This window comes from Actinoplanes couchii (genome assembly GCF_016862075.1).
GTDB classification, from domain to species: domain Bacteria; phylum Actinomycetota; class Actinomycetes; order Mycobacteriales; family Micromonosporaceae; genus Actinoplanes; species Actinoplanes couchii.
In genome coordinates this window covers 1-26,611 of the sequence record NZ_BOMG01000040.1, presented here as the reverse complement: position 1 = coordinate 26,611, position 26,611 = coordinate 1, and the positions used below count along the sequence as shown (strand labels likewise).

At 69.2% G+C, this 26,611-nt stretch carries 25 protein-coding genes and 1 pseudogene; 14 read left to right on the top strand and 12 right to left on the bottom strand.

What is annotated here, in order from left to right:
- Positions 1–364: 364 nt before the first annotated feature.
- The 3 genes from Aco03nite_RS13840 to gabT form a co-directional block, all read right to left on the bottom strand.
- A complete protein-coding gene (locus tag Aco03nite_RS13840) occupies positions 365–1,129 on the bottom strand; it encodes an SGNH/GDSL hydrolase family protein (RefSeq protein WP_203795482.1) in 765 nt (254 codons plus the stop codon).
- Between the two features lie 118 nt (positions 1,130–1,247).
- Positions 1,248–2,624: an NAD-dependent succinate-semialdehyde dehydrogenase gene (locus Aco03nite_RS13835; RefSeq protein WP_203795481.1), complete on the bottom strand. Its 1,377-nt coding sequence runs from the start codon at positions 2,622–2,624 to the stop codon at positions 1,248–1,250.
- Complete coding sequence (gabT, locus tag Aco03nite_RS13830; protein ID WP_203795480.1) at positions 2,621–3,937, bottom strand: 4-aminobutyrate--2-oxoglutarate transaminase; 1,317 nt, start codon at positions 3,935–3,937, stop codon at positions 2,621–2,623. Before gabT ends, Aco03nite_RS13835 begins: the two co-directional genes overlap by 4 nt.
- A gap of 72 nt (positions 3,938–4,009) precedes the next feature.
- Between gabT and Aco03nite_RS13825 the strand changes: the two genes are divergently transcribed.
- Positions 4,010–4,891, top strand: a complete 882-nt coding sequence (locus tag Aco03nite_RS13825; protein ID WP_239145139.1) for a LysR family transcriptional regulator — start codon at positions 4,010–4,012, stop codon at positions 4,889–4,891.
- A 64-nt stretch (positions 4,892–4,955) separates the two neighbouring features.
- On the opposite strand, the pseudogene Aco03nite_RS52885 reads toward Aco03nite_RS13825, so the two are convergent.
- Positions 4,956–5,321, bottom strand: a pseudogene (locus Aco03nite_RS52885) (helix-turn-helix transcriptional regulator); the annotation flags it as partial.
- Positions 5,322–5,381: 60 nt separating this feature from the next.
- Here Aco03nite_RS52885 and Aco03nite_RS13815 point away from each other — a divergent pair.
- The gene (locus Aco03nite_RS13815) at positions 5,382–5,852 is read left to right on the top strand and encodes a zinc-binding dehydrogenase (protein ID WP_239145138.1); all 471 of its coding nucleotides are present in this window, start codon (positions 5,382–5,384) and stop codon (positions 5,850–5,852) included.
- Positions 5,853–6,018: 166 nt separating this feature from the next.
- On the opposite strand, the gene Aco03nite_RS13810 is transcribed toward Aco03nite_RS13815, so the two are convergent.
- Positions 6,019–6,762 carry a hypothetical protein gene (locus Aco03nite_RS13810; protein ID WP_203795477.1) on the bottom strand — a complete coding sequence of 248 codons (744 nt, stop codon included), beginning with the start codon at positions 6,760–6,762 and terminating at the stop codon, positions 6,019–6,021.
- An 86-nt stretch (positions 6,763–6,848) separates the two neighbouring features.
- On the opposite strand from Aco03nite_RS13810, the gene Aco03nite_RS13805 reads away from it, so the two are divergent.
- Positions 6,849–7,001: a hypothetical protein gene (locus tag Aco03nite_RS13805; RefSeq protein WP_203795476.1), complete on the top strand. Its 153-nt coding sequence runs from the start codon at positions 6,849–6,851 to the stop codon at positions 6,999–7,001.
- Here Aco03nite_RS13805 and Aco03nite_RS13800 read toward each other — a convergent pair.
- Together Aco03nite_RS13800 and Aco03nite_RS52880 are read right to left on the bottom strand one after the other, a co-directional pair.
- A complete protein-coding gene (locus tag Aco03nite_RS13800) occupies positions 6,949–7,809 on the bottom strand; it encodes a class I SAM-dependent methyltransferase (protein ID WP_203795475.1) in 861 nt (286 codons plus the stop codon). The two genes, Aco03nite_RS13805 and Aco03nite_RS13800, sit on opposite strands and share 53 nt — an antisense overlap.
- Positions 7,810–7,891: 82 nt before the next feature.
- Complete coding sequence (locus tag Aco03nite_RS52880; protein ID WP_275415866.1) at positions 7,892–8,113, bottom strand: SDR family oxidoreductase; 222 nt, start codon at positions 8,111–8,113, stop codon at positions 7,892–7,894.
- 138 nt (positions 8,114–8,251) lie between these two features.
- Here Aco03nite_RS52880 and Aco03nite_RS54040 point away from each other — a divergent pair, with 138 nt between their 5' ends.
- From Aco03nite_RS54040 to Aco03nite_RS13785, 3 genes are all read left to right on the top strand, one after another.
- On the top strand, positions 8,252–8,383 hold the full coding sequence (locus Aco03nite_RS54040; protein WP_275415867.1) for a hypothetical protein: 132 nt from the start codon (positions 8,252–8,254) through the stop codon (positions 8,381–8,383).
- A gap of 10 nt (positions 8,384–8,393) precedes the next feature.
- Positions 8,394–8,741 (top strand): hypothetical protein, encoded by a 348-nt coding sequence (locus tag Aco03nite_RS13790; protein WP_203795473.1) that lies wholly within the window; start codon positions 8,394–8,396, stop codon positions 8,739–8,741.
- A 213-nt stretch (positions 8,742–8,954) separates the two neighbouring features.
- Positions 8,955–9,659 carry a DivIVA domain-containing protein gene (locus Aco03nite_RS13785; protein WP_203795472.1) on the top strand — a complete coding sequence of 235 codons (705 nt, stop codon included), beginning with the start codon at positions 8,955–8,957 and terminating at the stop codon, positions 9,657–9,659.
- A 35-nt stretch (positions 9,660–9,694) separates the two neighbouring features.
- Here the strand turns inward: Aco03nite_RS13785 and Aco03nite_RS13780 are convergent, their stop codons facing one another.
- Positions 9,695–11,317, bottom strand: coding sequence for a M28 family metallopeptidase (locus Aco03nite_RS13780; protein ID WP_239145136.1), 1,623 nt, complete (start codon positions 11,315–11,317; stop codon positions 9,695–9,697).
- 191 nt (positions 11,318–11,508) lie between these two features.
- Between Aco03nite_RS13780 and Aco03nite_RS13775 the strand changes: the two genes are divergently transcribed.
- A complete protein-coding gene (locus Aco03nite_RS13775; protein ID WP_203795471.1) occupies positions 11,509–12,384 on the top strand; it encodes a lysylphosphatidylglycerol synthase transmembrane domain-containing protein in 876 nt (291 codons plus the stop codon).
- A gap of 52 nt (positions 12,385–12,436) precedes the next feature.
- On the top strand, positions 12,437–12,793 hold the full coding sequence (locus Aco03nite_RS13770) for a VOC family protein (RefSeq protein ID WP_203795470.1): 357 nt from the start codon (positions 12,437–12,439) through the stop codon (positions 12,791–12,793).
- Between the two features lie 7 nt (positions 12,794–12,800).
- Here the strand turns inward: Aco03nite_RS13770 and Aco03nite_RS13765 are convergent, their stop codons facing one another.
- Entirely contained in the window at positions 12,801–15,830 is a 3,030-nt protein-coding gene (locus Aco03nite_RS13765) for an RICIN domain-containing protein (protein WP_203795469.1), read from the bottom strand.
- Positions 15,831–15,921: 91 nt separating this feature from the next.
- Positions 15,922–20,508, bottom strand: a complete 4,587-nt coding sequence (locus Aco03nite_RS13760; RefSeq protein WP_203795468.1) for a family 43 glycosylhydrolase — start codon at positions 20,506–20,508, stop codon at positions 15,922–15,924.
- A gap of 352 nt (positions 20,509–20,860) precedes the next feature.
- Between Aco03nite_RS13760 and Aco03nite_RS13755 the strand changes: the two genes are divergently transcribed.
- From Aco03nite_RS13755 to Aco03nite_RS13745, 3 genes are read left to right on the top strand one after another with little or no spacing between them, the layout of a single operon-like run.
- Positions 20,861–21,382: a hypothetical protein gene (locus Aco03nite_RS13755; RefSeq protein ID WP_203795467.1), complete on the top strand. Its 522-nt coding sequence runs from the start codon at positions 20,861–20,863 to the stop codon at positions 21,380–21,382.
- On the top strand, positions 21,366–21,959 hold the full coding sequence (locus Aco03nite_RS13750; protein ID WP_203795466.1) for a helix-turn-helix domain-containing protein: 594 nt from the start codon (positions 21,366–21,368) through the stop codon (positions 21,957–21,959). Before Aco03nite_RS13755 ends, Aco03nite_RS13750 begins: the two co-directional genes overlap by 17 nt.
- On the top strand, positions 21,952–22,374 hold the full coding sequence (locus Aco03nite_RS13745; protein WP_203795465.1) for a hypothetical protein: 423 nt from the start codon (positions 21,952–21,954) through the stop codon (positions 22,372–22,374). Before Aco03nite_RS13750 ends, Aco03nite_RS13745 begins: the two co-directional genes overlap by 8 nt.
- Here Aco03nite_RS13745 and Aco03nite_RS13740 read toward each other — a convergent pair whose 3' ends face one another.
- A complete protein-coding gene (locus Aco03nite_RS13740) occupies positions 22,375–23,439 on the bottom strand; it encodes an FAD-dependent monooxygenase (protein ID WP_203795464.1) in 1,065 nt (354 codons plus the stop codon).
- Between the two features lie 253 nt (positions 23,440–23,692).
- Positions 23,693–24,928, bottom strand: coding sequence for an endonuclease/exonuclease/phosphatase family protein (locus Aco03nite_RS13735; RefSeq protein ID WP_203795463.1), 1,236 nt, complete (start codon positions 24,926–24,928; stop codon positions 23,693–23,695).
- 147 nt (positions 24,929–25,075) lie between these two features.
- Here Aco03nite_RS13735 and Aco03nite_RS13730 point away from each other — a divergent pair, with 147 nt between their 5' ends.
- From Aco03nite_RS13730 to Aco03nite_RS13720, 3 genes are read left to right on the top strand one after another with little or no spacing between them, the layout of a single operon-like run.
- Complete coding sequence (locus Aco03nite_RS13730) at positions 25,076–25,747, top strand: hypothetical protein (RefSeq protein ID WP_203795462.1); 672 nt, start codon at positions 25,076–25,078, stop codon at positions 25,745–25,747.
- A gap of 33 nt (positions 25,748–25,780) precedes the next feature.
- Positions 25,781–26,224, top strand: coding sequence for a hypothetical protein (locus Aco03nite_RS13725; RefSeq protein WP_203795461.1), 444 nt, complete (start codon positions 25,781–25,783; stop codon positions 26,222–26,224).
- Positions 26,225–26,270: 46 nt separating this feature from the next.
- Positions 26,271–26,558, top strand: a complete 288-nt coding sequence (locus Aco03nite_RS13720) for a transcriptional regulator (RefSeq protein ID WP_203795460.1) — start codon at positions 26,271–26,273, stop codon at positions 26,556–26,558.
- The last annotated feature ends 53 nt before the right edge of the window (positions 26,559–26,611 follow it).

Genomic DNA, 26,611 nt, shown 5'->3' with positions numbered 1-26,611 from the left:
GATGCCGGAGTCGTGGCGGACGGTGCCGGGGCCGTTGACGACGACACGGCGGTGGTCGTGGGAGTGATGCCCGCCGGTTTTGCCTCCCCGCTCAGGCGTTCCGGTGTGGGCGTGCAGGCGGTCAGAGCCAGAACCGTCAACGCCAGAGGCAAGACCCGCATCAGGTTTCCTTTCACCGGGAAGAAGACATCTACCCGGTGTGATGCGGGATCTCGACCGTTGGTTCGGGAATCGGACTCGGAAATCTCACGGCGCCCCGGGCCCGGAACCACCGCATCCGGCCCGGCGGACGCGGGTCGGTCCGGAGTACCGCCTGGCTCGCGCGGTCGGAGCGGGGCTGATGAGTGGCGTACCGAAAAAAGGTTTATGCGGTTATCGGCGTCCAGGTCGCGAACTTGGGGTCGCGGTTGTCACCCGAGGAACGGCCCCGCAGGCGGCGGTTGATCCACGGGAGCACATGGGTGCCGTAATAGCGGGCCTCGGCTGCCAGGCGGAACGACTTGGGGCCGGACGGGTCCAGCACGTGGGCCGCGGTCTCGTGGCCCAGGCCGGCCAGGACCAGGCTGGCGACGCGGCGGTGGCCGTTGGCGTTCAGGTGCAGGCGGTCGGGGGACCAGTAGTCGTGGCGGCGCAGCTCGCGGTCGCGGAAGCAGTCGACGAACGTGACGTTGTCGTATTTCGGCAGGATCGCCGCGACCGCCTCGGTCAGCTCCTCGCCGCGACGGCGGAACGTGCTGCCGAACGGGATGTGATCGGACGGGTCGGCGCCGCTCAGGACCACCGCGTGCACACCCGCGTCGCCGATCCGGCGCAGCCCCTGCTCGGTCAGGTCGACCAGGTGGGCGATGGTGACGCCGCGGCGGAGCATGTCGTTGCCGCCGCCGTTGAACGAGATCATCGTCGGTTTCGGGTCGAGCGCCAGCGCCCGCTCCAGCTGATCGTTGACGATCGGGGCCAGCAGGCGGCCGCGGATGGCGAGGTTCGCATACTCCACCGTCTCGCCCTTCGCCGCCAGCGAGACGGCCAGGCCGGCGGCGACCAGGTCGGCCCAGCCGCGCTCGGTGCCGTCCGGCTGGGTGTCGCCGAGGCCTTCGGTGAAACTGTCGCCGATCGCGACGTAGCGTGTCATGTCGTTGCGCTCCAGATCCCCGTACCAATCGGTAACAACGCTATCCGATTCGCCGTCCGGGGCAATACCGCCGGGGCGGGTCGCGGTGTCTCGCGCACCACAACCCACCCCGGATCGGCTAGGGCCAGTCGACGCTGAGGTACTGGGTCTCCTGGAACTCGCGCAGGCCCTCGCGGGCGCCCTCCCGGCCCAGGCCGCTCTGCTTGACCCCGCCGAACGGCGCCGACGGGTCGGACACCAGGCCACGGTTGACACCGACCATGCCGGCGTCGATCGCCTCGCCGAGACGCAGCGCGCGCAGCAGGTCGCCGGAGAAGACGTACGCGGCCAGCCCGTACTCGCTCTCGTTGACCAGTTCGAGCAGCTCCTCGTCGGTCGACCAGGTGGTGATCGCGGCGACCGGCCCGAAGATCTCCTCGGCCAGGATCGGCGCGTCCGACGGCACGTCCACCAGCACGGTCGGCGGGTAGAACCAGCCGGCCGCCTCCGGAACCGGCGCCCGGTGGCTGATCCGGGCCCCGGCGGCGACCGCCTCGTCCACACTCGCGGTCACCCGCTTCAGGGCGGCCTCGCTGATCAGCGGGCCGATCGCCGCGCCGTCGGCGGCCGGGCCGACGGTCAGCTTCTCGACCTCGGCGCCGAACCGGGCCACGAACTCGCCGACGACGTCCACGTGCACGTAGAACCGGTTCGCCGCGGTGCACGCCTGACCGCCGTTGCGGAACTTGGCGATCATCGCGCCGGCCACCGCCGCGTCCAGGTCGGCGTCGTCGGCGACCACGAACGGCGCGTTCCCGCCCAGTTCCATCGACGAGTTCACCACCCGGTCCGCGGCGTGCCGCAGCAGCACCCGGCCGACCGGGGTGCTGCCGGTGAAGGAGATCTTGCGGACCCGGGGGTCGTCCAGCCAGGCGCCGACCACACCCACCGAGTCGGTCGTCGGCACCACGGTGACCACGCCGTCCGGCAGGCCCGCCTCGGTCAGCAGTTTCTCGATGGCCAGCGCGGTCAGCGGGGTCTCCACGGCCGGCTTGACCACCGTGGTGCAGCCCGCGGCCAGCGCCGGGCCGATCTTGCGGGTGATCATGGCGGCCGGGAAGTTCCACGGCGTGACCAGGGCGGCCACCCCGACCGGGCGGTGCGTGACCAGGGTGCGGGTGCCGCCGGCCGGGGACTCGCCGAAGTCGCCGCCGGGGCGGACCGCCTCTTCGGCGAACCAGCGGAAGAACTCGGCGGCGTACGTGACCTCGCCCGTCGCGTCGGAGAGGGATTTGCCGTTCTCCCGGGTGATCAGTTCCGCCAGTTCCGCGCGGTCCCGGATCATCAGCTCGTAGGCCCGGTGCAGGATCTCCGAGCGGCGGCGGGGTGGGGTCTTCTTCCAGCTCTTGAACGCTGCTGCGGCGGCGTCGACGGCTTTCGTTGCGTCCGAGATGTCGTTGTTTTTCACGACATCTACGGTTTTCAGCGTCGCCGGGTTGAGCACGGTGATCGTCATCGGGTTGCCTCCAAGGCCGCGGCGAGCACGTCGAAAGCGTCGTCGAGCAGGGCGTCACTGATCGTCAGCGGCGGCAGGAACCGCAGCACGTTGCCGTAGGTGCCACAGGTCAGCACGATGACGCCCTGCGCGTGCGCGGCCTTGGCGACGTCCTTGGCCAGCTGCGGGTCCGGCTCGGTGCCGCCCGAGTTGACCAGCTCGACGGCGAGCATCGCCCCGCGGCCCCGGATGTCACCGATCCGGTCGTCTTCGATGTTGCCGAGACGCGCCTTGACCAGCGTCTCGATCTCCCGGGCCCGCTCGACCAGCCCGTCCTGCTCGATCGTCTCGATGGCCGCGAGCGCCGCCGCGCACGCGATCGGGTTGCCGCCGTAGGTGCCGCCCAGGCCACCCTCGTGCGGCGCCGACATGATCTCGGCGCGCCCGGTCACCGCGGACAGTGGCAGTCCGCCGGCGATGCCCTTGGCGGTCACGATCAGGTCCGGGGCGACACCCTCCCGGTCCGAGGCGAACATGTCGCCGGTCCGCGCGAACCCGGTCTGCACCTCGTCGGCCACGAACACCACGCCGTTGTCCCGGCACCACGCGGCCAGCGCCGGCAGGAACCCGGGCGCCGGCTCGATGAACCCGCCCTCACCCTGCACCGGTTCGATGACCAGGGCGGCCAGGTTGTCCGCGCCGATCTGTTTCTCGATCTGGTCCAGCGCGCGGGCGGCGGCGACCGCGCCGTCCCTCTCGTTGTCGCGGTACGGGTACGAGCCACCCACCCGGTACACCTCGGGGGCGAACGGGCCGAACGTGTGCTTGTACGGCTTGTTCTTCGCCGTCATCGCCAGCGTCAGGTTGGTCCGGCCGTGGTACGCGTGGTCGAACACCACGACGGCGTCCTTCTTCGTGTACGCCCGCGCGATCTTGACCGCGTTCTCCACGGCTTCGGCGCCCGAGTTGAACAGGGCGGTCCGCTTGTCGTGGTCACCCGGGGTGAGCCGGTTCAGCGCCTCGGCGACGGCCACGTAACCGTCGTACGGCGTCACCATGAAACAGGTGTGCGTGAACGCCGCCACCTGCTCGGTCACCGCGGCCACCACGCGCGGGTTCGCCGCGCCGACCGTGGTCACGGCGATGCCGGAACCCAGGTCGATCAGTTGGTTGCCGTCGACGTCGACGATGATGCCGCCGTCGGCCGCCGCCGCGAAGACCGGCATCGTGGTGCCGACGCCGCCGGCCACCGCGGACACTTTGCGGGCCATCAGTTGCTGGGATCGAGGGCCGGGAAGTTCGGTGACCAGCCGGCGCTGCTGCTCAATGCTCACGCTGCCCAGTCTCGGGCCGGGATGCCATGCTCGTCTATTACCATCTCGGCAGATTGGCTATGCCTGGGAGGCATGATGGAGCTACGACATGTCCGTTATTTCGTAGCAACGGTTGATGCTGGGACGGTCAGTGGGGCCGCCAGTCGCCTGCACCTCACCCAACCTGGGCTGTCCCGGCAGCTCCGGCAGTTGGAGAAGGACCTCGGGGTGCGGTTATTCGACCGGGCCAGTGGGCGTCTCGAACTGTCGGCCACTGGGCGGTCGCTGCTGCCGCAAGCCCGGGACCTGCTGCAGCGGGCGGATGCGCTCAAGATCGCGGCGTCGTTTCATGCCCAGGGGCGGTTGGAGCGGTTGACCATCGGGGCGCCTACGGTGACGTTGACCGATGTGGTGGCGCCGTTCATCGCCACGTTGGCGCCGGATGATCCGACGGTTGACGTGGTCGGGTTGGATGGGTCGTCGCCCGGTGAGGTGTTGCGCCGGGGGGTGGATCTGGCGATCGGGACGATTCCGGCATCGGTGCCTTTTCACGAAATGTCGCTCGCAGTGTTACCTGTGTGGGCTTACGTTCCTGCCGGTCATCCGTGGGCCTCGCTGGGGAGTGTGGCGCTGGACGATCTGCTGGACGAGCCGTTGATCCTGTTACCACCGGCATTCACGGCTCGACAGGCAATGGATGTTGCCATTTCCGACAAATCGTATAAGTCGCCCATCGATGCGGCCAATGGCACCGTGGCCCAGGCCCTCGCAGCAGCCGGCCGCGGCATCGCCATCGCCTCCGACGACCCTCGCTTCGGCCTGATACCCCTGGCAGTGGACTTGGGCGATCGCCGCCTGTCGATCCGGCTGCGAGCGGTCTGGGACTCCCGCCACCCGGCCGCCATCACCCTGTCCGGTTTCGCGAGCCGCCTGGGCCACTTCATCCGCGACCGCTACAACGTCCCAAAATCCTGAAAACCCTCTTCTGGTACGCCTGTCAGGTCCCGCCGAACCACACCTCCCGTGGCTACGCGCGAGGTCAGCGGTGGCCCAGACCGTCCAGCGTCCGCCGGGCCGATGCGCGGGTCACGGCGTCACGGCGATAGCGGCCCGGTGGGGTGCCGGAGCGGCGTTTGAAGGCGGTGGCGAAAGCGAATTCGGAGGCGTAGCCGACCCGGGCGCTGACGGTTGCGACGGTGTGGTCGGTGGTGCGGAGCAGATCGGCTGCCAGGGTCAGCCGCCACCAGGTCAGATAGGTCAGCGGCGGCTGACCGAGGGCTTCGGTGAAACGCCGGGCGAACGGGGCCCGGGACAGACCGGTCTCGGCGGCCAGCGCGGCGACCGCCCAGGGATGAGCCGGTTCGCGGTGCATGGCCCGGAGAGCGGCACCGGTCACCGGGTCGGTCAGGACGCCGGCCCGGCCGGATGGATGCAGGGGCGTCGACGCTCTCACCGTGGCCAGCACGTGCTGGTCAACGGCGCCGGCACGATCGGCCGCTTCGCCATCCAGTCGGCCCGGCACGCGGGCGCCCACGTCACCGCGATCACCTCGCCCAGAAGCGCACAGGCAGCCGAGTGGGTGGGTGCCCACTCGGTGAACCCGGCGACGCCCGACCCGATCGACGCCCTGATCCATCTGGTCCCCGAGACCTCGCCGCAGACCGATCGGATCCGCCCCGGCGGCGTACTGATCTCAGCGACCACCCCGGCGACCGAACTACCACAGGGCGGTTTCCGGGCCAACCCCTTCATCGTCCGCAACGACCCCACCGACCTGGCCGGGATACTCGCCCTGACAGCCACCGGCCGGCTCCGCATCGACATCGCCGCCCGCCGCCCCGTGACCGATCTGCCGAGAGTGCACGAGGAAGCCGAGAACGGTCATCTGCCCGGCAAGACCCTGCTCGGCAACGAGTTCACGGACCCGCCGGCGTGACGGTTCCAGCCAGGTGCAGCAGCCCGGCCCGCGTCCGAGCCCAGGGCCGAACCACGGCCGGATCGGTGCCGAACGCGCGCGCGTGCAGAGCACTGAGCTGCCGGTCGTCAACGGGAAAACGGGCGACGAGTCGAATGGTCACCCCTCACCGGAGTCCTGTCCGGGCTCAGTAGAGACTGATCGGATTTCCGCTGTTCAAGGAAGCTTCGCAGAGCCGCCGCAACGGTCCCACAAGGTAGTCGTAGCGTGCCGGATCCCCGGCCCGTGTCTCCACGCCGAACCGGCCTGGAATCGGCCCTTCGAACTCGCCGATGGGCCGCATGTCGAGTTGGACGATCTGTTGCCCGTCGCTGAGTTCCAGCCGCCCGTCCGGCAGCATCCGCTGCTCGAAACGCCGGGCCCGGAACACGGTCTCCGGAGGTTCGGTGGCCGGGTCGAGCACGAAGAACCCGTCGTGATCGACGCCGTAGGGGTGCGGTCCGTAGCCGATGATCCCGTCGTACACGCCGATGAACCGGTGCCGTTCGTCGCCGGTGTCCGCGTCGACCAGCCAGATCTCGTCCGCCAGCCGCGCCTGAAGAACGAAGAAGTCCAGCTCGCCGAGAATCCGCCCGACCACCTCGACCGGCACGTCAGCCCCGTCGTCCAGCGGCAGAAGCGATGCGACGGCCGGGAAATGCTCCCACCCGGCACCGTCCAGAGCCTGCACGAACGCCCGAAGCCCACCCCAGTTCGTCACCGCCTCGTCGGCGAGACACATCCCCGGATGCGAGCAGGCAGTCCGTTTCCACTCATGCACAGCCTCGTGCTCATCCGAGAACCCGTCGTGCGGTTTGACCAGCCAGAGCCCGCCGTCGTCCCCGACCGCAACCGGCCCGAACGGCGGCACCGTCCCGACCAGCCCGTCCACCCAACACCTGCAGGCAACATCCCCATGCAGCGACATCCGAAGATCGTAGAGACCGCGCCGGCCGCGTGAGGCAGCGGTGGCGGCGAATGTCCACCGACTGCCTCAGCGCTCACCCGGTCCTCCAGGAGAACCCGGCGCTGATCCCCGGGGCGGTCGAGGAGTTCCTGCGGGTCCGGAGCAACTTCATCAACAACGGCACCAAGACTCTGCCGGTACGGGTGACTCCAGCTCGCGGGTGACGGCGTGCACCACATGACCGCCCGGGGTGCCGGTCGGGACGGCGTCCCGTGGTTCGAACCAGCGGGCCGCCATCTCGTGCGGGCCGATGTCGTCCAACTTCCCGAAGCCCCCGGCCCGCAGGACCGTGGCCAGGTCCTCCGGCCGGAAGTAGGTCCGGAACGGCTCGTCCACACTCGCGGCCCGTTTCGCCTGATCCTCCAGGGCGGCCCGGTCCGCGGCGGGCATCGACGAGGGCGGCATCGTGTAGTCGAAGACCACCTCGGAACCGGGCACCCCGGCCACGTACCGCAGCGTCTCGTCGAACCCCGCCCGGTTCAGGTAGGGCACCACACCGAGCCAGACGAAGAACGACCGCTCACCCGGCAGCACGTCAGTGAGCGACTGTTTTTCGAAGTCGATCCCGGCATAGGCGACCGATTCCGGCACCGCGATCCCCGCCTCGGCGAGGAGCTCCCGCTTCCAGGCCTGGGTGTCCGGGTGATCGACCTCGACGACCCGCACGTCCGGGAACGGGTTGCGGTAGGCGAACGTGTCGAGCCCCGCCCCCAGCACCACGACCCGCCGAACCCCGGCCCGCACCGCGCCGGCCAGCGCATCCTCGGTGAACCGGGAGCGCCCCGCGAGGAACAGCCGGATCGCCCGGCTGCCGGGCGCCTCCGGATCGATCAGCGCCTGATCCCGGGGCCGCCTCTCGACGAGCCGGACGGCCAGCGGATCAGCGAAGACCCGCCCGCCGTCCACCACCTGATGCGAGGCCCGGAACACCGCAGCGGCCCAGGCCGTACGACTGGCTTCCCCGACCTTCATCCCGCAACCTCCACCGCAGAGCGACACCAGCGGCGAAGGTTATCGCCCCGGTCCGCACCCCGCGACCGATTTGCGAGACGGCTCAGGCGTCGGCGCCGCCGGTGACCGGCAGTACGGCTCCGGTGACAAAGGAGGCGCGGTCGCTGAGTAGCCAGGCGGCCGCCTCGGCGATCTCCCCCGGGCGGGCGGCCCGGCGCAGCGGGATCTGGCCGGTGATCGCGGCGGTGACTCCCGGCTGCTGTCCCTCCCGGCCCGCTGTCATGTCGGTGGCGGTGAATCCCACGGCGATGGCGTTGACCCGGATCCCGTCCGGGCAGCGAATTTCCGCAGCCTGACTTCCGTGGCCCAGGCGTACGGCTAGCTGTCCTTGCGGTCTTCGATGTCGGTGACGATGGTGCGCAGGGAGGCGGTCAGGTCCTTCTTGCGGCGGTCGGACCGGCCGGTGATCATCGCCAACTTCACCACCCTGATCGGTGGGACCGCCTCCACCGCCGCGTGGCTGATCGGCACCGTCCCCGCGGTGGCCCTGGCCGGGCTGGCCCTCGGCGCGGCTCGACGGAAGGTGATCGCGTAGCTTTGCGCACGTGGAAGCACTGCGGCTGATTCTTCTTCTCATTCACCTGGTCGGCTTCGCCCTGTTGCTCGGCGGCGCCGTCACCCAGCTGGTCTCCGGCCGGATCCGGATCACCCCACCGGTTCTCTGGGGCTCGATCATCCAGCTCGTCTCCGGCATCGCCCTGTCGGCTCCGCTGCGCGGCGGCGGGGACCACGAGCCCGACCCGATCAAGCTCGGCGTGAAGCTGCTCTTCGCCGTGCTGATCTTCATCATGGTCTTCGTCCCGCGCAAGCGTGAAGAGGTCAACAAGGGTCACTTCATCGGCATCGTCACGCTGACCGTGGTGAACGCCGCCGTCGCCGTCCTCTGGCACTGACCTGGCCTCGGGCCGGTCCGGCACGACCGGCCCGGGACCAGAACTTACGCCTTCGGGCGCGATACCGTGCGGGGAACGGAATAACCCGCGTATAGGTGTGATGCGGACGCCGGAAACGTGCGTGTTCATCCGGGCCCCGGTAGTCTCGCGGAGATTCTCGCGGGTAGGAGCCCCGTAAGATCACGCCTAGGGCAAGGGAAACCGAGGAGCACGATGCCGCTCACTCCAGCAGACATTCACAACGTGGCTTTCAAGAAGCCGCCGATCGGGAAGCGTGGATACGACGAAGAGGAGGTCGACGCCTTCCTGGACGAGGTAGAGGGCGAGTTGACCCGCCTCCTGGAGGAGAACGGCGCTCTGAAGGACACGCTGCAGCGCGGCGGCGGCGGTGCCGGTGGGAACCCGGCGGCGACCATGGTGCTCAACAATGAGTTCGCCGACCTGACCGCTCAGCTCGAGCGTCTGCAGGAGGCCCGGGCCCGGGCCGAGCAGAACGCCCGCAGCGTCCAGGACCAGCTCCAGCGCGCCCGCTCGCAGGGCCCGTCCGGCGCGCAGCCGGCGCTCTCGGCCGGTGACGACGACCGCAACTCGCGGGTGCTGATGATGGCCCAGCGGACCGCCGACGAGCACATGCGTGACGCGCAGCGCGAGTCCGAGACGTTGATCTCGGGAGCCCGGGACAAGGCCGACCAGCTCACCAGCGAGGCGGCCATCAAGGCCGCGACGATCGAGGCCGACGCCCGGCGCAACCACACCGAGGCGATGGACAGCCTGGTGGAGAAGCGGTCCGCCGCCCTGGACGAGATCGAGCGGCTCGGCCAGCTGGCCACCTCCTACCAGGAGGCGCTGACCAACCACGTCACCCAGCAGCTGATGGACCTGACCGCGGCGCCGGAGCCCGGCGGTCGCGAGATCTGAGGGGGAGGGCCCGCCCCGGCGGGCCCTCCCGTTACTCAGGCTGACGGTTGGTGATCGTGCGGGGCGTGCCCGCCGTCCGTGACGAAAGTTCCCCGCGGCCCGGCCGGAGCCGGCAGTCTGATCGGCTTACCCGGGACCGGCTTGCCGCGCACCCCGTTCACCGACTCGGTCGAGAACGCGAAGGTGAGCTGCGCGAACGCGATCAGGTCGCTGTTGATCTCCAGGGCCCGCCGGTCCAGGTTGGTGATGGTGTCGCCGGGCTGGTGGTAGTTCGGGTCGAACGAAACGCCCGCCGTGCCACTCCAGATCGCTGCCTGCTCCGCGGTCTTGACCACCTCGGCGCCGGTGAAGAGGCCACCGGACGGGATACCGGCCTCGATGAACGCCTGGTAGTCGGAGCGCCCGGAGAACTCGGCGTCGTCGTACGGCAGCTTCTTCCAGGTGTAGTACGACTCGAACAGGTCCTCGATGGCGGTCGAGCCGGGCGGCACCACGACCGGGGCCGGGAACGACGACTCGTCCGCGTCGTACACCTGGAAGATGTAGTTCGGCGAGCCGACCATGTCGTAGTTCAGGTACAGGGCGATCTTGTCCTTCTCGGCCTGGGACAGCTTCGCGACGTACGCCGCGGAGCCGAGCAGGCCCTCCTCCTCGGCGCCCCACCAGGCGAACCGCAGCGAGTTCTGCGGCTTGCTCTTGGCCAGGGTCAGCGCCGTCTCCAGGATCGCCGCCGAACCGGAGCCGTTGTCGTTGATGCCCGGCCCCTCGGTGACACTGTCCAGGTGCGAACCGGCGAAGACCACGTTGTTCCGGTTCCGGCCGGGCAGGTCGGCGATCACGTTGACGTCGGTCCGGGTCTCCGGCGGCAGCACCCGCACGTGCGCGGTGGAACCGGCCGCGGCCAGGGCGGCGCCGTCGGCGAAGCTGGCGCCGACGACCGGGATCGTGACACCCGGGTCGTCACCGAGCGTGCCGACGATCAGGGTCTCCCGGGACGGGTCGTTGCCCTGGTTGAAGATGATCACGGCTTCCGCGCCGGCCGCCTGGGCGTTGCGGGCCTTCACCACGAAGCCGCAGGCCGAGCCGTCCGGCAGGGTGCCGCCGCGCTGGATCAGCGCGATGTCGTTCGGGCCGCTGAAGTCCAGGCCGGTGAAGTCGTCGGCGGTGCAGCCGCTGGTGGTGGCGCGGTCGCCGGTCAGGTTGACGTCGACCGGGACGACCGGGCCGGTCACCTCACCGGGCGGGGCGTTGGTGAACGAACCCGAGCCGTACGTCGCGGCGGCCGGGGTCAGTTGCTGCAGAACGACCGGAAAGAAGAACTGGAACTGGAACGGGTCCAATGTCACCTTGTAGCCCGCTTTGCGGAGCAGCCCGGAGACGTATTTGACGCTTTCCGCATATCCTTTCGTGCCAGCCGCCCGAGTGCCCGGATAGTGCGGGTCGGTGCTCCGGTCGGCGATCCTCTGGAAGGTTTTCAGGTGGTTCAGCACGCCGTCGAGCGTCACGCATCTCAGCACTTCGGCGTAGGTGTCGTTGACCTGCTGGGCGCATGGGTCGCCCTTGCCGCCGCCGTGACCACCGGCCGAGGCGGCGGTGGCCGGAGCGACGATCAGCGTGGTGGCCATTACGGCCACACCGAGCTTTTTCCGGAGACTCATCTACGAACTCCCCCTGTTCAGACGGGAACTCCGCCACACGCTAGTAAAGGTGAGTGTCGATGGCTAGAGGGGTGTTCGGGCGGCTCATTCATCGATCTCTTTAAGTCCGGAAAGTCTACCGCGATCGCAGTACGACAGGTGACCGCGAATGGACGACGACAGCATGATCCGCGGTGACGAGGCTGAGGGCTGTGACGACAACCGCGGTTAAGGGCGGCCGGGCGACTCTGCGCGCGGTGCTGGTGCTGCTGCTTCTCGTCGTGGCGGCGATCGCCGTGCGCGACAGGCTGCCCGATCTCGGCGAGACAGTCGTCGTGCTGGGGGAGGTGGACGGCTGGTGGGCGACGGCCGCGGTGATCGCGGCGCTGGCCTCCCAGCTCGCGTTCGCCGAGCAGCAGCGCCAGCTGCTCGCCGGGGCGGGGGTGGCGGTGCCGGTCAAGCGGGTGCTCGCGATGACCCTGGGCCGGTCGGCGATGAGCATGACGCTGCCGGCCGGGTCGGCGGTGTCGGCGGCGTTCGCCTACCGGGTCTACCGGCATCACGGGGCGGCGACCTCGGTCGCGGTGCGGGTCACGGCCGTCTCCGGGGTGTTGTCGCTGGCCGGGTTGGGGTTGCTCTACCTGGCGGGGTGGCTGCTCTCCACGCCGGCGGCGTGGTCGTGGGCGGCGCTGGGTGCGGCGACGCTCGGGCTGCTTGCCATCCTATTCTGGGATAAATCGGTCATGGCGCGACACGCGATCGGGCGAGCGGAAGGCCGGGCCCTCGCCGCCGCCGTGATCAACTGGGCTCTCGACATGTTCTGCCTGGTCGCGGCGGCCGCCGCCTGCGGGGTGACGCTGGGCTGGTGGCAGCTCGCGCTGGTCTACCTGGCGGTCCAGGTGGTCCGGCAGATCCCGCTGACCCCGGGCGGCCTCGGCCTGATCGAGGCGAGCATGCTGACCGGCCTGGTCACCGCCGGAATGCCGGAGAGCACCGCGGCGGCCGTGGTCCTGCTCTACCGCCTGGTCTCGTTCTGGATGATCCTGCCGCTGGGATTGACCGGTTGGATGGCCACCCGGCGGACTTAGGTCCTGTGTGGCAGACCCGCGGGGTCTCCCACACAGGACCTAGCATCGGGTCATGGCCATCGCTAGGTTTCCCAGCATCGTTCTGGACTGCCCCGACCCGGCGGCGCTCGCGCGGTTCTACGGCGAGATGCTCGACTGGAAGATCGAGACTTCGGACGGGTGGGCCGACGTCCGCGCCGAGTACGGGCAGTGCCTGTCGTTCCAGCAGGTCGCGGACTTCCGGGCGCCGGAGTGGCCGGGACAGGACAGGCCCCAGCAGATGCACCTGGACGTGATCGTCGACGACCTGGACACCGCGGAGACAGCGGTGCTGGCGCTCGGGGCCACCAAGCACCAGCACCAGCCGGGCACCACGTTCCGGGTCTTCCTCGACCCGGCGGGTCACCCGTTCTGTCTCTGCGTCAGTTGACGAACTGTCAGCTGAGAATCCGGTAAACCGTCCGGTTCGCGCCGTTCTCACTGGTCACGGTGACTGTCCGGGCCTTCTTCGACGAAGCGACCGAGACCGTGGCGTACGGATCGGTCGCGGTCGCCGTGATCTTGCCGTGGGACCGGACCCGGTAGGTGAGCTTCGCCGGGTCGAAGCCCTTGACCGGCTTCTTGTCGACCAGGATCGCCGACGCGGTGGCGATCGTGCCCACCCCGGGCGCCTGGGCGTAGACCTGCAGCTCGGAAGCGGTCAGGTACCCGTCCGGCGTCGGCGTGAGCTGGAGACAGAACGTGGACGCCGGCGCGGCGAGCGGGATGTCGACGACGGTCGAGGTGACAGTGATCGGCGACCCGGTCACCTGACAGCCGTTCGCCGACGGCACCCCCGCCTGCACGGTCGCCGCGACTCCGCCCCCGGACGAGTTGTCCCGGTAGAAGTGCAGCACCGCGCGCCCGGCCGACGACCCCGCGGGCAAGGTGGCGGTCAGTGTCTCGACCGGGTTGCGGCCTGATGCCTTCCAGTTCGACCAGGCCTTGTCGGTCAGGTTGCCGTTGGTGAGACCGGCCGTCGAGTAGCCGCCCTCGGTGAACGACGCGGTCACCGTGACCCCGGCGGCCAGTCCCTCGGACGGTTCGGCGACCTGCACCCGCGCGGTGGCCGGCAGGGTGCGGCCGGGCACCACGGTGGCGGTGCCGGTCACCGGGACGATGCCCAGCGCCGGGTATTCGGCCTGCCGCCAGGTCACCGGAACCGTCGCCTGGCCGCCGTGGCGTCCGAGAGCGATCACCGTGGCGGGGAGTTCCGGCTGCCCACCGGGCCAGGTCCTGGCCCGGCCCGGGACGGTCGCGGTGAAGACGTCGACGGTCACCTTCGCGGTGGCCGGGACGGCCTGTCCCAGCGCGCCGGTCGCGGTGCCGCGCACCAGCACGGTGCCCGGTTTGCGCCACTGCGACGCGGGCGGCAGGGTCCAGGTGACCGGCAGGGCGCGGCGTTCACCGCTGGGCAGGACGGTGGTCACGGTCGCCGGGAGCGCGGGCGCCAATCCCGGTTCGGTGTGCGAGAGCGCGGTTTCGGTACGCCCCACCGTCTCGTCCCTGAGCGTCCACCGCTGGTTCGCGGCCGAGGTGGGCAGATAGGTGCCGACCGGCGAGCCGTCCGCGGTGGCCTCCCCGTTGACGTCTAGCAGCCGCCGGGCGCCCAGGTTGACCAGTGTGTACGTGCCGTCCCCGGTGGTCGGGAAGACCCAGCGGGCCGCGTCGTCGACCGCTCCGGCGGCCTCCGTGACGGCGTTGCCGCCCCGGACCGCGAGGCGCTGTCCACTACCCGCGTTGATCAGCTGGTAACGGTCCGCACCGGCCGGCTGCACGGTCCACAGCTGGTCGGCGGCGGTGGCGCTGTTGGTGCGGATCGCCACGCCGGTGCCGGCCGGGGTCAGCGAGCGCCCGCTGGCCACGCCTTCGAGGCGGTAGGTGTGGTTCGCGGCCAGGTGCGCGGCACCCGGGTCGGTCACGCCGCTGACCAGGAAGGTGGTCACCGACTGTCCGGGAACGGTCAGCGTGGCCTTCTTGCCGGCGACCTTAACCGGAGCGCCCTGGACCAGCTTGCCGGTGGCGCTGGTGACGACCGGAGTGATCTTCGCGCGCGCGGAGACGGTGAATCCGGACAGGTCGACCGTCACGCTCTCCCCGGCCGCGGCCGGGTTGGCGTGCACGATCGTCGCGCCGGTGCCGGAGACCGCCGCGATACTCCGGGTGCCGTCCACCTTCACCAGGTGGTCACCGGGCTTCACGTAGTGGGTGAAGTTCCGGATCGTGTCGAACTTGGTGTTGGTCCGGATCGGGCAGGTCTCAAGCGTGTCCGTTTCGCGACAATCGAACGGAACATGAATAGATCCCCACTGCAGGTTGCCCTCGGCGACCATGTTCTTCGCGTCCTCGACCGGCTGCCACAGCACCCACGCCGACGGCTCCAGCTCGCGCAGGTCGTCGATGATCCGCTGGGCCATCCCGAGACCCGAGTCCATGCTGGTGAAGTCCTTGCCCCAGCTGCCCTCGATCTCGCTCATCCACAGCGGCTTCTGCTCGGCCTTGGCGATGTCCCGCACGCTGGTGCGCCGCCCGGTGCCGTAGGTGTGCACGTTGATCCGGTCGACGGCGTCCCGGGCGGCCTGGGTGTAGCCGTACCAGTTGGTGACCAGGGTGCCCGGGTTGGTCTCGTCGGGCGCGGCGATGGCCCGCTCCGGCGCGATCCCGTGCAGGGCCTCGATGACCGCGGCCTGCAGTGCCGGCCCGGCGTGCGCGCCCTCCTGCCGGCCGCCGGTGGGCTGCCCGTCGGCCCCCAGCGTCGTACGCCAATAGTTGGTGTTGGGCTCGTTGAGGGGTTCGATGGTGTCGACGGTGATGCCGTGGGTCTTCTCCAGGTGCTCGGTCACCCGGACCATGTAGGTGGCGAAGTCCTCGAGGCTCTCCGGCCGGATCTGATCAGTGGTGGCGTCGAATCCGCCGCTCACGTAACCGCTGACGGTCTGGAACCAGGGCGGCGAGTTGCTGAACGTCTCCCAGTGGTCGACCTGCCCCTTGATCCGGTCCACCCACCAGCGCTGGTTGGCGTCGGCGTCCCAGTTCCAGTGCTCCGGATCGTCCGGATCCCACCAGTCCTTGTCGGCGGGTGTGTAGTCGGCGGGCGCCCGCCACCAGCCGGGGACGTCGCCGCCGGGCCGCAGGTAGGAGCGCACGGTCGGGGCGTTGCCGCCGCCGATGTTGTAGCGGGCGATGTTCAGGTTCAGCCCGTCGTCGCTGAACAGCAGGTCGGCGAGCCGGTTGCGGATCTCGTCGGGGTAGCCGCCGGTGGCGTGGCCGAGCCAGGCGAGGCTGGTGCCCCAGCCCTCCCAGTCCGGGCCGCGGTACGACGGATCGATGGTGATCGTGGTGGTCGCGGCCGCGGCGGTGGCCGCCGTGGGTGCCGCGAGTCCCGTGACGGCGAGGGCGGCCGTCGCGAGCAGTGCTCGTAACTTCATCGAAGCCCCTGGGGTCGGAGAACGGATGTTTACGTAAACATTGGGCGATGTGGATGTCAACGAGGGTCGCCCCCCGTTGACATCCGACCTGTCAGCTGACGATGCCGCCGCCGTCCTTGATCCCGCCCTTCGCGACGAACGCGAAGTCGGTCTTCCCGGTCCAACCACTGCCGGCCAGGTAGCGGCCCTTCGGCTCGTACACCGCCACGAACGGCAGCGTGCCGGTGGCGACACCCCCGTCGTCGTCGCGCACCGTCACGGTCGGCCGGTAGAGCCCCGGCTTCGTGTACCGGTGCCTGACCACGCACACGCCGCCGGCGACCGTCCCGTTGGCGGTGCCGCCGTCACCCCAGGTGGCGGTGCAGGTCAGGACGTCCCGGCCGGCATCGCGTACCGGCAGGCGGTGAACGATCTCGGTGTTGACCTTGACCGGCGCGCCGGGAGCCGGGTGACCGCCCGGCACCGTGACCACCGGGGCCGCGTTGGCGATCGTGACCGTCGCCGAGTCCGAACTGCGCCCGGCGGTCAGCGTGACCGTGAACGTCCCGTTGTCCGCGCAGGTCAGCGTGGTCTTGGCGGCATGCGGGTCGGCGATCACACAGCCGGTGCCGGTGACCGTCCAGAGCGGCCGGTTGGCGGTGTTGGAGACGGTGCCGTTCAGGACGACGGCGCCGCCCTCGGTGCCGCCCACATCGGGTCCGGCCGACACGATCGTCACCGGGTCGATGCTCTCCAGCGTCGGCGTCACCGGCTTGATCGCGCCGTCGGCGGCGAACTCCAGGCGGTCGATCGTGGTCTCCCGGTGCGTGCCGTCGCCGCCGGGGATCGCGAACCGGTGATAGGCCGTGTACCACTGATCAGTTCCGGGCACCCGCACCACCGAGTGGTGGCCGGTGCCGAGGATGCCCAGGGACGCGTCCTTCGACAGGATCACGCCCACCCGGTCGCTCCACGGCCCGGTCGGGGAGGTGCCCGTCGCGTACGCCACCCGATAGTCCGCGCTGCGGGTGTCGTTCTCCGACCACATGAAGTAGTAGACGCCGTTCCGCTTGATGACGAAACTGCCCTCGTTGTAGTTCGCGGGCTTGTACGTCTTCACCAGCGCCGGATCGAAACCGGTCATGTCGTCGTTCAGCGGAACCTGGTAGGCGTTGCCGTTACCCCAGTACAGGTACGACTTCCCGTCATCGTCGGTGAACACCGCCGGGTCGATCATCTGACCGGCGTAGGTGCCGCCCTTGACCAGCGGCCTGCCCAGCGCGTCGGTGAACGGCCCGGCGGGGGAGTCGGCGACCGCCACCCCCAGGTGCTTGGTGGTGTCGCCGGTGGCCGGCCCGCCGGAGAAGTAGAAGTAGTACTTGCCGTTCCTTGCGGCGATGGCCGGGGCCCAGGCGCTGTTGTCGGCCCACGTGACGTCCGGGCCGAGGTCCAGGATGACGCCGTGGTCGGTCCAGTTGACGAGATCTTTCGACGACCAGGCGTGGAATTGCGTACCGGACCACCCGTCGAACCCATCGGTCGTCGCGTGGATCCAGAACGTGTCGCCGAAGACCGAGATGTTCGGGTCGGCGTTCAGGCCGGGCAGGATCGGGCTCTTCATCACCAGGGCGCTGACCTGCCAGGCCTTGGTCGTCCCGTCGGCGCCGGTCACCGTGTAGGTCACCGGCTCGCTGAAGTCCCGCACCGTACCGGACGCCGGGGTGATCGTCGCGCCCTTGGCCAGGGTGAACGACGGCGCCAGCTTCGTGACGTCGGTTCCCGGCTTCACCGGCAGCTTCACCGTGCCCGCCGCGTCGTCGATCAGCGCGTCGGCCTTCAAGGAGTCAAGAGCGACACCCCCGATTGCTGTCGTACGCCCGGCCAGCTCCAGGATCTCCACCGCCGGCAGTGCCGTGTCGTAGATCCGGAAGTCGTCCACCTCGCCGGCGTAGTACGGATCCGCCGCATAAAGAGAGCGACCGATGTAACCGCTGTGGGACTTCGATGCGTCGTACAGATCAGAGGGCTTCACCGTCACGCCGCTCGCGCTCGCGATCCGGGTGCCGTTCAGATACATCGCCGCGTTCGTGCCGTCGATGGTGACCGCGATGTGCTGCCAGCTCCCACCCGGCAGGGCGGCACTGTGCGACAGCTTCGACTCGGCTTGCCATGACCCGCTCGTGATCGCCGAATAAAGCACGTTGCTGCCGTTGCGCGGCCCTGTGAACAGGTATTTGTTGCTGTCCGGCCCGAGGCTGTAGATCCACTGGTTGACCGTGGTGGACGCGGTCCACTTGGCCCACACCGAGACCGTCGCCGCCTGCGCGCCCTTGAGCACGCCGTTCGGGATGGTCACGTGGCTGCCGCCGGCCAGCTTGACCGCGCCGTCCCGCACCCCGGGGCCCCAGGTGGGCGTACCCACGTAGGTGCCGTTGAAGTTGTTCCCCGAGGTGTCCCGGGCGACCGTGCCGCCGGTCTCGTCGAACTGGTAGCGCAGCCGCAGACCCTGCGTGGGCGTGGGCGGCTCCTCGTACTTCGCCGAGATCCGGTCGTACTCCGCCTTCGTCACCGGCAGGACCGTGCCGTGCCGCGGGCGCGACGGCAGGCTGTACGTGGCCTCCGGCGTCCACACCCCCGAGTCCAGGTCGGTCGTCGAGAACGGGACGTAACCACGGCCGCCGTACTCGTCGATGAACAGGTACCACTTGTCCTCGGTGTTCGACTTGAACACCAGCGGGCCCTCGCCCCGGGCCAGCGCGCCCGAGCCGATGCACTCGGCTTCCAGATCCCAGTTCAGGTCCAGCAGGTCGGTGGCCCTCTCCTGGATCAGGAACTTGCTGCACGGCGAATCCGACGAGTTGTTCCGCTCGTCCTTGGTGATCCGGTGGTAGACCCCCTGGTGCTCGACGATCGTGGAGTCGATCACCGAGTAGCCGGGGTCCTTCCAGATCTTCGGCTCACTGAAGGTCCGGAAGTCGCGGGTGGTGGCGTACATCATCCGGTTCCAGGTGCTGCCGGTGTGGTTCGGGTCGTTCTCGGCGTAGAGCTTCGACGCCCAGAAGACCACGTACGCGCCGAGGTTCCGGTCGTAGAACGCCTCCGGCGCCCAGGTGTTGCCGGCCGTGTCCGGGGAGACCTTGACCAGTCGCTGATCGGTCCAGTTGACCAGGTCGGTGGACTCCCACACCATGATCGACCTACTGCCGGTGCGCTGCGAGGCATCCCAGTCGCCGTTGCCGTAGATCTTCAGGTCGGTGGCGATCTGGTAGAACTTGTCGCCCTCCGGGGACCTGATGATGAACGGATCCCGCAGGCCGTTCGTGCCCAGCGTCGACGTCAGCACCGGATTGCCGTTGTTGATCTCGCGCCAGCTCAGCGGGTCGTTGCCGTTGCTGAGCGCGTTGTAGACCTGCTCGCCGTTCGCGTAACCCTCGCCGGTGAAGTAGCTGAACAGGTAACCCCGGTACGGCTCGGCCCTCGGCAGCGGCGGGACGATCGCGGTGAAGTCACGGCTCGCACTCGCCGTGCCGTAGGTGACCGTGGCCGTCAGCGTGACCGTTCGTGATTCCTCACCGGCGGCCGGGCGGTGCACCTCGCCGGTGCTGGTGATCGTCGACGGCTCGCTCGACACCCACGCCGCGTTGGCCGGCAGGGTCAGGTTCCCGCGTACGTCATCGAGGTTGTGGATCGTCAAGGCCCGGACCGCGGCCTCCGCGTTCGCCGCGTCGTCGAACTGGGCCTTGACGGACACCGCGAAGGTCTTGGTGCCGGTCGCGGTGCCGCGGGTCAGCGTCGCGGTGAGGGTCGCGTGCGCGTCCGGCTCACCTGCTGCCGGGCGGAAAACCTTCCCGGCGTCACTGATCACGTCACCGTCGCTGCTGCGCCAGGTCACCTTGGCGCCGTACGGTCCGGTCGACGGCAGTTCCAGGTCGGCGGTGAGCCCGCTGACGTCACCCGGATCCAGTGCCGCGACGTCGGCTTTCACCGCCTCGTCGTTGGTTTTCGCGGCCAGTTCGGTCACCTCGCTCCCGGACAGTGCCCGGTCGTAGACGCGGACGTCCCGCAACCGGCCCTTCAACAGCCGGTCGCCGGTGTAGTTGGACCGGCCGAAGTAGTTGGCGGTGGTGGACCCGCCGCCGATCGCGCCCGGCAGGACACTGATCGCGGTGTTGGTGGCCACCGCGATCCCGTCCTCGTAGAGCGTGCCGGTGGTGCCGGACTGGGTGTAGGTGACCGTCTTCCAGGTGCCGCGGGCCAGGTTGTGGCCGTCCGCCGGGCGGGTGTTCTGCTCGCCCGACCAGTTGCCTGTCGAGATCGCGTTCCGGTACCCGTTGCCGGTCGCGAACAGGTAGCCGTTGCCGTACCCGGTGGCCGCGTCGGTGTTCCCGAAACCGTAGAGGAAGTACGGCGTGGCCTGCGACGCGTCAATGTTGACGTCGAAGCTGACACTGACCGCGTCGAGGGATTTCAGGAGGTCGTCCGGGGCTTTCACGTAGGTGTCGGTGCCGTTCAGGCCCAGCCCGTCACCCCACTGCGGGGTGCCGGCGACCGTGCCGTTCCGCCCGTGCCCCGACGAGTCGACGGCGGTGGAGCCGGCGCTTTCGTCCATCTTGTACCAGAGGACGAGGCCGTCATCGGCGGCGGCGGTGGCCGGAGACGGGGCGGTGAGGATGCCGGCCGTGACGACCAGCGCTGCCATCAGGGGTCTACGGCGCCGCTGACGCCTGCTCATCTGCATGGTTCTCCCAGCCGAGAACGACGCGCCCCCAGGGGGAAATCCAGGCGGCGCGTAACGGGGGTGTTGCCAGAGTGTTAGCGCTCACAGCCCCGCCGTCAAGAACTTGTCACCGCACGCCCACATCCACAGTGTCTTCGTCCCTCATCGATCAGTGAGCGGTCGCTGCCGGGGTGGGCGCTGCCAAACATGCCGTCCGTCATGCCACCTGTTCCATAGATCAAAGTGCTCAACGATCACTACCGGACCGCCATCGGGACGGAAATGTCGGCATGGGGCACGAACGGACCGCTCGTCCGAGGTGGAGGGTTTACCGTTGGCTAAAGTGACGCGGCGGTTGATCTGCGAGGGGGGTTGTTACGTGATCGAATGCGCGGTGCGCGGCGACGGCGTGACCTCTCCCGCCGCCTCATTCCTTGACCACCTGAGCCAGGGCACCTGGGTGGAGGATCCGGATTTCGGTGACGACTTTCCGGACGACGCGCAGATCAGTGATTACGACAAGATCCTGACCTTCTTCCAGGTGCTGGCCGATGAGGGTGAGCCCTGTTATGCGGGCGCCGTGAACGATCTGAACAACGGCATCTGGGAATTCAAGTTGGGCGCCAAGCGGCTGTCCTTCTTCGATACACCCGGGGACGGCTCCTACAAGCCGAAACCACGGCCCGCAACCGCCGCGGATGCGAGTCGCGGGAAGTACTACTGGTTTCCGGATTTCGACGAGTACGTGCGCCTGGGTCATGCCTTCCCGAAGACCGGGCAGCGGACGACCGATGACGATCTGGAGTTGACCCTCCGCGTCAGAGAGGAGGACGTCGAGCATGACCGGCTCCGATGACAGCCCTTCCCTTTATCAGGAGCGCGCCTCCACTCCGCGGGGACGGCTGGGGCTCGCCGCGGCCTCGGCGGCGGCGAAGATCGCACGCCTGCTGCACGCCGCGAAGACGGCCTCCGGGATGACCTCGAAAGAGATCGCGACCGGGCTGGACGTCACGGAGGGCCGCGTCTCTCAGGTCCTGTCGGGCGACGGCAACCTGCACATCGCGACGATCGCCCGATTCGTCCGGGCGATGGGCTACGAACTGCAGGTCACCGCGGTGCCGATCGAGCCGGGCCGACCGGCATTGGACCTCCTCGGCCGACGTTCCCGGCGGAAGGGTTCAGGGCGGGACGAGAAGACCTACGAGGTCTTCCTGCAGACGTTCCTGACTCACGAGGGTCCGGTCCGTGTTCCTATGATGGTCGCCGCCGACGAGGTTCTCCGTCCCGCGCCGCACGGCGCTCCCGATCAGGTCGCCCGCGTGCGAGTCTCGCCACGCGGCCACATCCGCCGTCTTCCGGCGTCGTCCCGCTCCGACGGCTGGCGAACCGGAGCTGTCGAAGTGACCCGGACGGCCGAGGCTCGAAATGAGTGACCTCGTCGAGGAATTCACGTTGGAGACCCTGTTCCTGAACGAGTGCCGAGTGGTGCGCGGAGAAGCGGACGAGGCGACTCCCGGCCGGGTCGAGCAGAACATCGACGTTGAATTCTCGGTTCAGGACGTCTTCATTTTCGATATTCGGGCCGGCTTCCGATTCCTGAACGCCGATGAGGTGCTCGTCGCGCAGATCGAAGCCAGCTTTGTCGCATCGTATTCGTATGAAGGCGCTCGCCCCGGACAGGCCGAGATCGAGGATTTCGCGAACGGTCCGCTGCTCGTCACGGCGGTTCCGTTCATCCGCGAGTTCCTGGCGTCGATGACGAATCGACTGGCCCTTCCCACCTTCTACCTTCCGATTTTCGCGCATCGCGGATCCATCGGCCGGATCAAGGCCGGATACGACTCCTGATCAAGGAGTAGGAAAAGGGTGTCTCAGGCGGGCGTAGGTGTCTTTGTAGGTTCGGGGGCCCAAGGTCGGGAGCAGTAGGTCCCGGAACCATGGGGGGAGGGCTGCTACCCGGGCGAACTGGGCTGTGGCTGCTCGGACGTGGGTTATGCGGGGGTGACGTAAGGACTGGTATTGCTCGCCTGCCTTGTCCCATGGCGACGTTGTCAGGACGTCTGCCAGGACCAAGGCGTCCTCCACCGCAAGAGCCGCTCCCTGGGCCCAGAACGGGGCCGTGGCGTGGGCCGCGTCGCCTATCACCGTGCAGCGGCCTGCGGACCACGTCGACGTGTGGATCTCCTCTGCTGGCGACTGGTGGACGGTGGTCAGGGTGGTCAAGGTCTGCTGTACCAGCGGAGGATAGGAGTCGAACGTCTCCTGCATGTCGGTGCCGGATGAGGTGGTGGCGTAGCCGTAGACCTGCGTGTCGTCCACCGGGGTCAGCAGGAACGCGGAACCGCTACCCGACCACAGCGTCCAGCAGTCGACGCCCGGGTTCGGGGCCAGGAAACGCCAACCGGGGGTGCCTGCCGTGGGTGGCGGTGCGGATGGGTCGACCGCCGCCCTCACCAGGGAATGCGTGCCGTCGGCTCCGGCTATGTAGCCGTACCGGCGCTGGGTCTGGTCCGTGAATCTTGCCTCGCCGGACGGGTGGACCTCGGTGACCTCGAGTGGTGTGCGGATTCGGTCGTCCAAGCCTTCGGACAGCATGGTCAGCAGGTCGGCTCGGAGTACGCATCTCGGGCGGGCCTCGGGGCCCCAGAACGCGTCCTCGTCGACTGTGAACAGCAGGCGGCCCCGGCGGGTGCGGTACTCGCGGCGGGTGGTGGGGCGGCCCAGTTTCTGCAGGTCCTCGGCCAGGCCCAGGGCGGCGAACGCGGCTATCGCGTTACCGGGCAGGTTGATCGCCAGGCCGGTGTCCGGGGCGGTGCCGCGGTCGGCGACGGTCACCGGCACGTCCCAGCGGGTCAGGGCCCGGGCCAGCGCCAGGCCGGCGATGCCGCCACCCACCACGAGTACGTCGTCCATGACGATCCAGAATGCCCCTCATCGATCGTCATCGGTGACCCATGTGCCGACAATTGGACAATAAGTGGGCGACGGCAACACCGGAGGGCTAGGGGCTGTTTCGAAATTCCGCCGGGGCTACGGCGTGGCCCAGGCGGCGCCTGACGGCATCCGAACAAAGGCCACATACAACACCGGTATGCGACCTTTGTCCGGTTGGCGCCAGCCACCACCTGGACCTCGCCTCGCACTCGGCCGAATTTCAAAACAGCCCCTAGAACCTGAGGTCGGCCCAGACCAGACGGTGGTCGGACGTCGGGTAGCCGCCGACCGCCGCCCACGCCGGGTCGTAGACGCCGGACAGGCGGGACAGCGGGTTCGCGCGGACCGGCCAGAAGACGCCCGCGTCGCGGATCTTCAGACCGGCCCGGGGGAGTACGTAGTCGGCGCGCAGGTTGCCGGGGGTGGTGTCGGCGAAGTCAGCGGTGTCGTACGCCGGATTCCCCTGGTGGGTGAGGTTCGCCCCGGCCTGCAGCACCGCCGCCTCCGGGCCGCCGGCGCTGTCCGGGGTGACCCGGGTGTTGATCAGCGGGTGGTTCACCAGCTGGCGGATCGCGCTGCCGTACGAGTCGCCGTCGAACGGGTCGGCGTTCTGGTCGCCGGCGATCACGAAGTCCGCACCGGCCCGCAGGCCGCCACGACGGCCCCTGTCGTCGTAGATGTACCTGGTGCCCGGCTTGACGTAGTCGGCCCAGAAGCGGATCTCGTCGTGGTTGCGCCGCCCGTTGCGGTCCTCGGGGCCGTCGAAGGTCGGCGGGGTCGGGTGCGAGGTGAGGAAGTGCACGGTCCGCTTACCGATTCTGATCGGTACGTCCCAGTGGCTCTTGGACGACAGCCGCAGCACCGCCCGCTCCTGTGCCGCATAGAACTCGGCCGGGATCAGGTTGCCGGGCATGTCCTTCCACTTGAACAGCTGGAAGGTACGGATCGCGGAACGGTCGATCGGGTACTTCGAGTAGACGACCATGCCGTACTGGCCGGGGAAGACGCCGTAGCCGAACGAGTCGTCACCGTACGAGCCGTCGCCGGGCGTGGTGTCGACGACACCGTCGTTGTTGAGGTCGAAACCGGACGGAACGCCGGTGTTCGACGGGGCGGTGTACCGGTACCGGTAGTGCTGGGCCGGTGCGCCGTTCTGCGAGACGGCCAGGAAATTGTCGGCGAACAGCCGGGCCGCCTCCGGATCGTGGTCGAACTCGTTGATCAGCAGCACGTCGGGTGCGGCCCGCTGGATCACCTCGGCCACGTTGCGGGCCTGCCGACGGTAGACGTCGTCGACCCCGGGCTCGGCCAGGTGCTGCCGGAGCAGGCCCTCGCTCGCCCGGTTGAGGGACAGGTTGTACGTTGCGAACCGGACCTCGCGATCGTGGTGCCGGCCGCCGGCGACAGCGGGGGTGCCACCGCCGATCAGGGCCGCACCGAGGACCGCGGTGAAGAGTAGACGCCTCATTCCCCCGTGGATACCGGACCGTCCGAGCCGGGCGCAATGGCGTTCACCGATCGGTCACCGCGGTCGCGAAGTGTTCACTCATCCTCACTTCATCACGAGGTTCGTCGATGCGTAGCCTGCGCTCGAATGTGGACGTACCGTTTGGAAATGGTGCGCTGGACGACCCGTAGCCTGCAGTCACTGGTGGACTCCACCGGGCCGATCGGGCGGGCCGAAGCGGTCGCCGAACTGCACGCCGCCATCGCCGGGCGGGAACCCCGCATCGCCAGCGACATCGACCCCGCCGACGCCGAGATCACCCGGATCGCCGCGGTCCTCCTCGACGACCTCAGTGAGCCGCACCTGCTCCAGCTGCGGGCCGTCGACCGGCCGGACGCCACCCGCCTGGCCACCACCCCGGCCGGGCGCAGCCTGCGCGGGCTCCAGCTGCGGCACGCCGAGCGGATGCGCCGTCAGGCCGTCGCGGTGCTGTGTGCCGAGCCCACCGACGCGCCGGAGGCCACCCACGTTCGGTACCTGACGACGGCGACCGGGATGCTCGCGTTCGGCGACTACTACGAGCTGGTGGCGCTGATCGTGACGTTCCCGTTCGCCGGCGCCGACGATCCGCGCCGTCTGCGGGGCGCCCGGGAGATGAGCATGGCCGTGCAGGCGACCGCCGCCACCCGGACCCTCTTCGAGGTGGATCTGGCCGCTCCGGTCTTCGACGCCGGGTACCAGTCGATGTGGATCCGCCTGATGGCCGACGCCCGCGAGGACGATCTGCTCCCGAGGCTGGCCCAGTGGCGGCAGTGGGCTTCCGGATGTAAGCCACATTGACTTTCCGTCTTGGAATGTGATTGAGTTTCCAACATGGAAAACAACGCAGCGGAGCAGCTCGCCGCCATCTCCGACATCCGCGCCTCGGTCGCCGACCGCCTGGTCACGCCGGTCTGGTACCACCCGGCGCTGGGCTCGGCCCTGGCCGCCTACGTGGTCGCCATCAGCCTCGGGAGCAGCGCTGTCCGTGCCATCGCCGGTGGGCTGTTCGTCGCCGCGGCGGCTCTGCTGGGGCGGGTCTACCGGCAGCGCACCGGCATCTGGGTCTCCGGCCACGGCGCCGGGCCGGCCCGCTGGTGGGCCGTCGCGATGGGCGCCCTGATCGGCGCGGTCGTGCTCACCGCCTGGGCGACCGGCGCCTACACCGAGGCCCGCTGGCAGGTGCCGGTGCTGGCCGTGATCGGGTTCGCCGGCACGATCGTCCTGGGCCGGGCCTTCGACAACGCCGTGCGGGCGCAGCTCCGGGTCGCGTCGTGACCGAGTCCTGCGACGACGCCGTGCGGGCGCAGCTCCGGGCCGCGTCGTGACCGAGCCCTTCGACGAGGTCATCCACGCGCCCAACCGGTTGCGGATCTGCGCTTTCCTGGACGCGACCACCAGCACCGAGTTCAGCGTCCTGCGCGACGTCCTTGGCGTCGCCGACTCGGTGCTGAGCAAACACGTGAAGGTCCTGCAGGACGCCGGCTACGTCCACGTGGACAAGCCGACCGGCCGGGGCCGTGTGAAGACCTGGCTGTCGCTGACCGCCGAGGGCAAGGAGTCCTACGCCCGGCACGTGGCCGCGCTCCGGGCCCTGATCGACCCCACCTGAGGGCCGCCGCCGATACCGGCGCGCCGGCCGGGCGGAGGACCCGCCGGCCGGGC

Excerpts from the sequence above, each read along its gene's own strand:
- Aco03nite_RS13735 (WP_203795463.1), bottom strand. The coding sequence starts at position 24,928 with ATGAGGCGTCTACTCTTCACCGCGGTCCTCGGTGCGGCCCTGATCGGC.
- Aco03nite_RS13785 (WP_203795472.1), top strand. The coding sequence starts at position 8,955 with ATGCCGCTCACTCCAGCAGACATTCACAACGTGGCTTTCAAGAAGCCG.
- Aco03nite_RS13840 (WP_203795482.1), bottom strand. The coding sequence starts at position 1,129 with ATGACACGCTACGTCGCGATCGGCGACAGTTTCACCGAAGGCCTCGGC.
- Aco03nite_RS13805 (WP_203795476.1), top strand. The coding sequence starts at position 6,849 with ATGTCCACCGACTGCCTCAGCGCTCACCCGGTCCTCCAGGAGAACCCG.
- Aco03nite_RS13825 (WP_239145139.1), top strand. The coding sequence starts at position 4,010 with ATGATGGAGCTACGACATGTCCGTTATTTCGTAGCAACGGTTGATGCT.
- Aco03nite_RS13745 (WP_203795465.1), top strand. The coding sequence starts at position 21,952 with ATGAGTGACCTCGTCGAGGAATTCACGTTGGAGACCCTGTTCCTGAAC.
- Aco03nite_RS13750 (WP_203795466.1), top strand. The coding sequence starts at position 21,366 with ATGACCGGCTCCGATGACAGCCCTTCCCTTTATCAGGAGCGCGCCTCC.
- Aco03nite_RS13730 (WP_203795462.1), top strand. The coding sequence starts at position 25,076 with ATGGTGCGCTGGACGACCCGTAGCCTGCAGTCACTGGTGGACTCCACC.
- Aco03nite_RS13725 (WP_203795461.1), top strand. The coding sequence starts at position 25,781 with ATGGAAAACAACGCAGCGGAGCAGCTCGCCGCCATCTCCGACATCCGC.
- Aco03nite_RS13800 (WP_203795475.1), bottom strand. The coding sequence starts at position 7,809 with ATGAAGGTCGGGGAAGCCAGTCGTACGGCCTGGGCCGCTGCGGTGTTC.
- Aco03nite_RS13740 (WP_203795464.1), bottom strand. The coding sequence starts at position 23,439 with ATGGACGACGTACTCGTGGTGGGTGGCGGCATCGCCGGCCTGGCGCTG.
- Aco03nite_RS13760 (WP_203795468.1), bottom strand. The coding sequence starts at position 20,508 with ATGGCAGCGCTGGTCGTCACGGCCGGCATCCTCACCGCCCCGTCTCCG.
- Aco03nite_RS13765 (WP_203795469.1), bottom strand. The coding sequence starts at position 15,830 with ATGAAGTTACGAGCACTGCTCGCGACGGCCGCCCTCGCCGTCACGGGA.
- Aco03nite_RS13770 (WP_203795470.1), top strand. The coding sequence starts at position 12,437 with ATGGCCATCGCTAGGTTTCCCAGCATCGTTCTGGACTGCCCCGACCCG.
- Aco03nite_RS13780 (WP_239145136.1), bottom strand. The coding sequence starts at position 11,317 with ATGAGTCTCCGGAAAAAGCTCGGTGTGGCCGTAATGGCCACCACGCTG.
- Aco03nite_RS13835 (WP_203795481.1), bottom strand. The coding sequence starts at position 2,624 with ATGACGATCACCGTGCTCAACCCGGCGACGCTGAAAACCGTAGATGTC.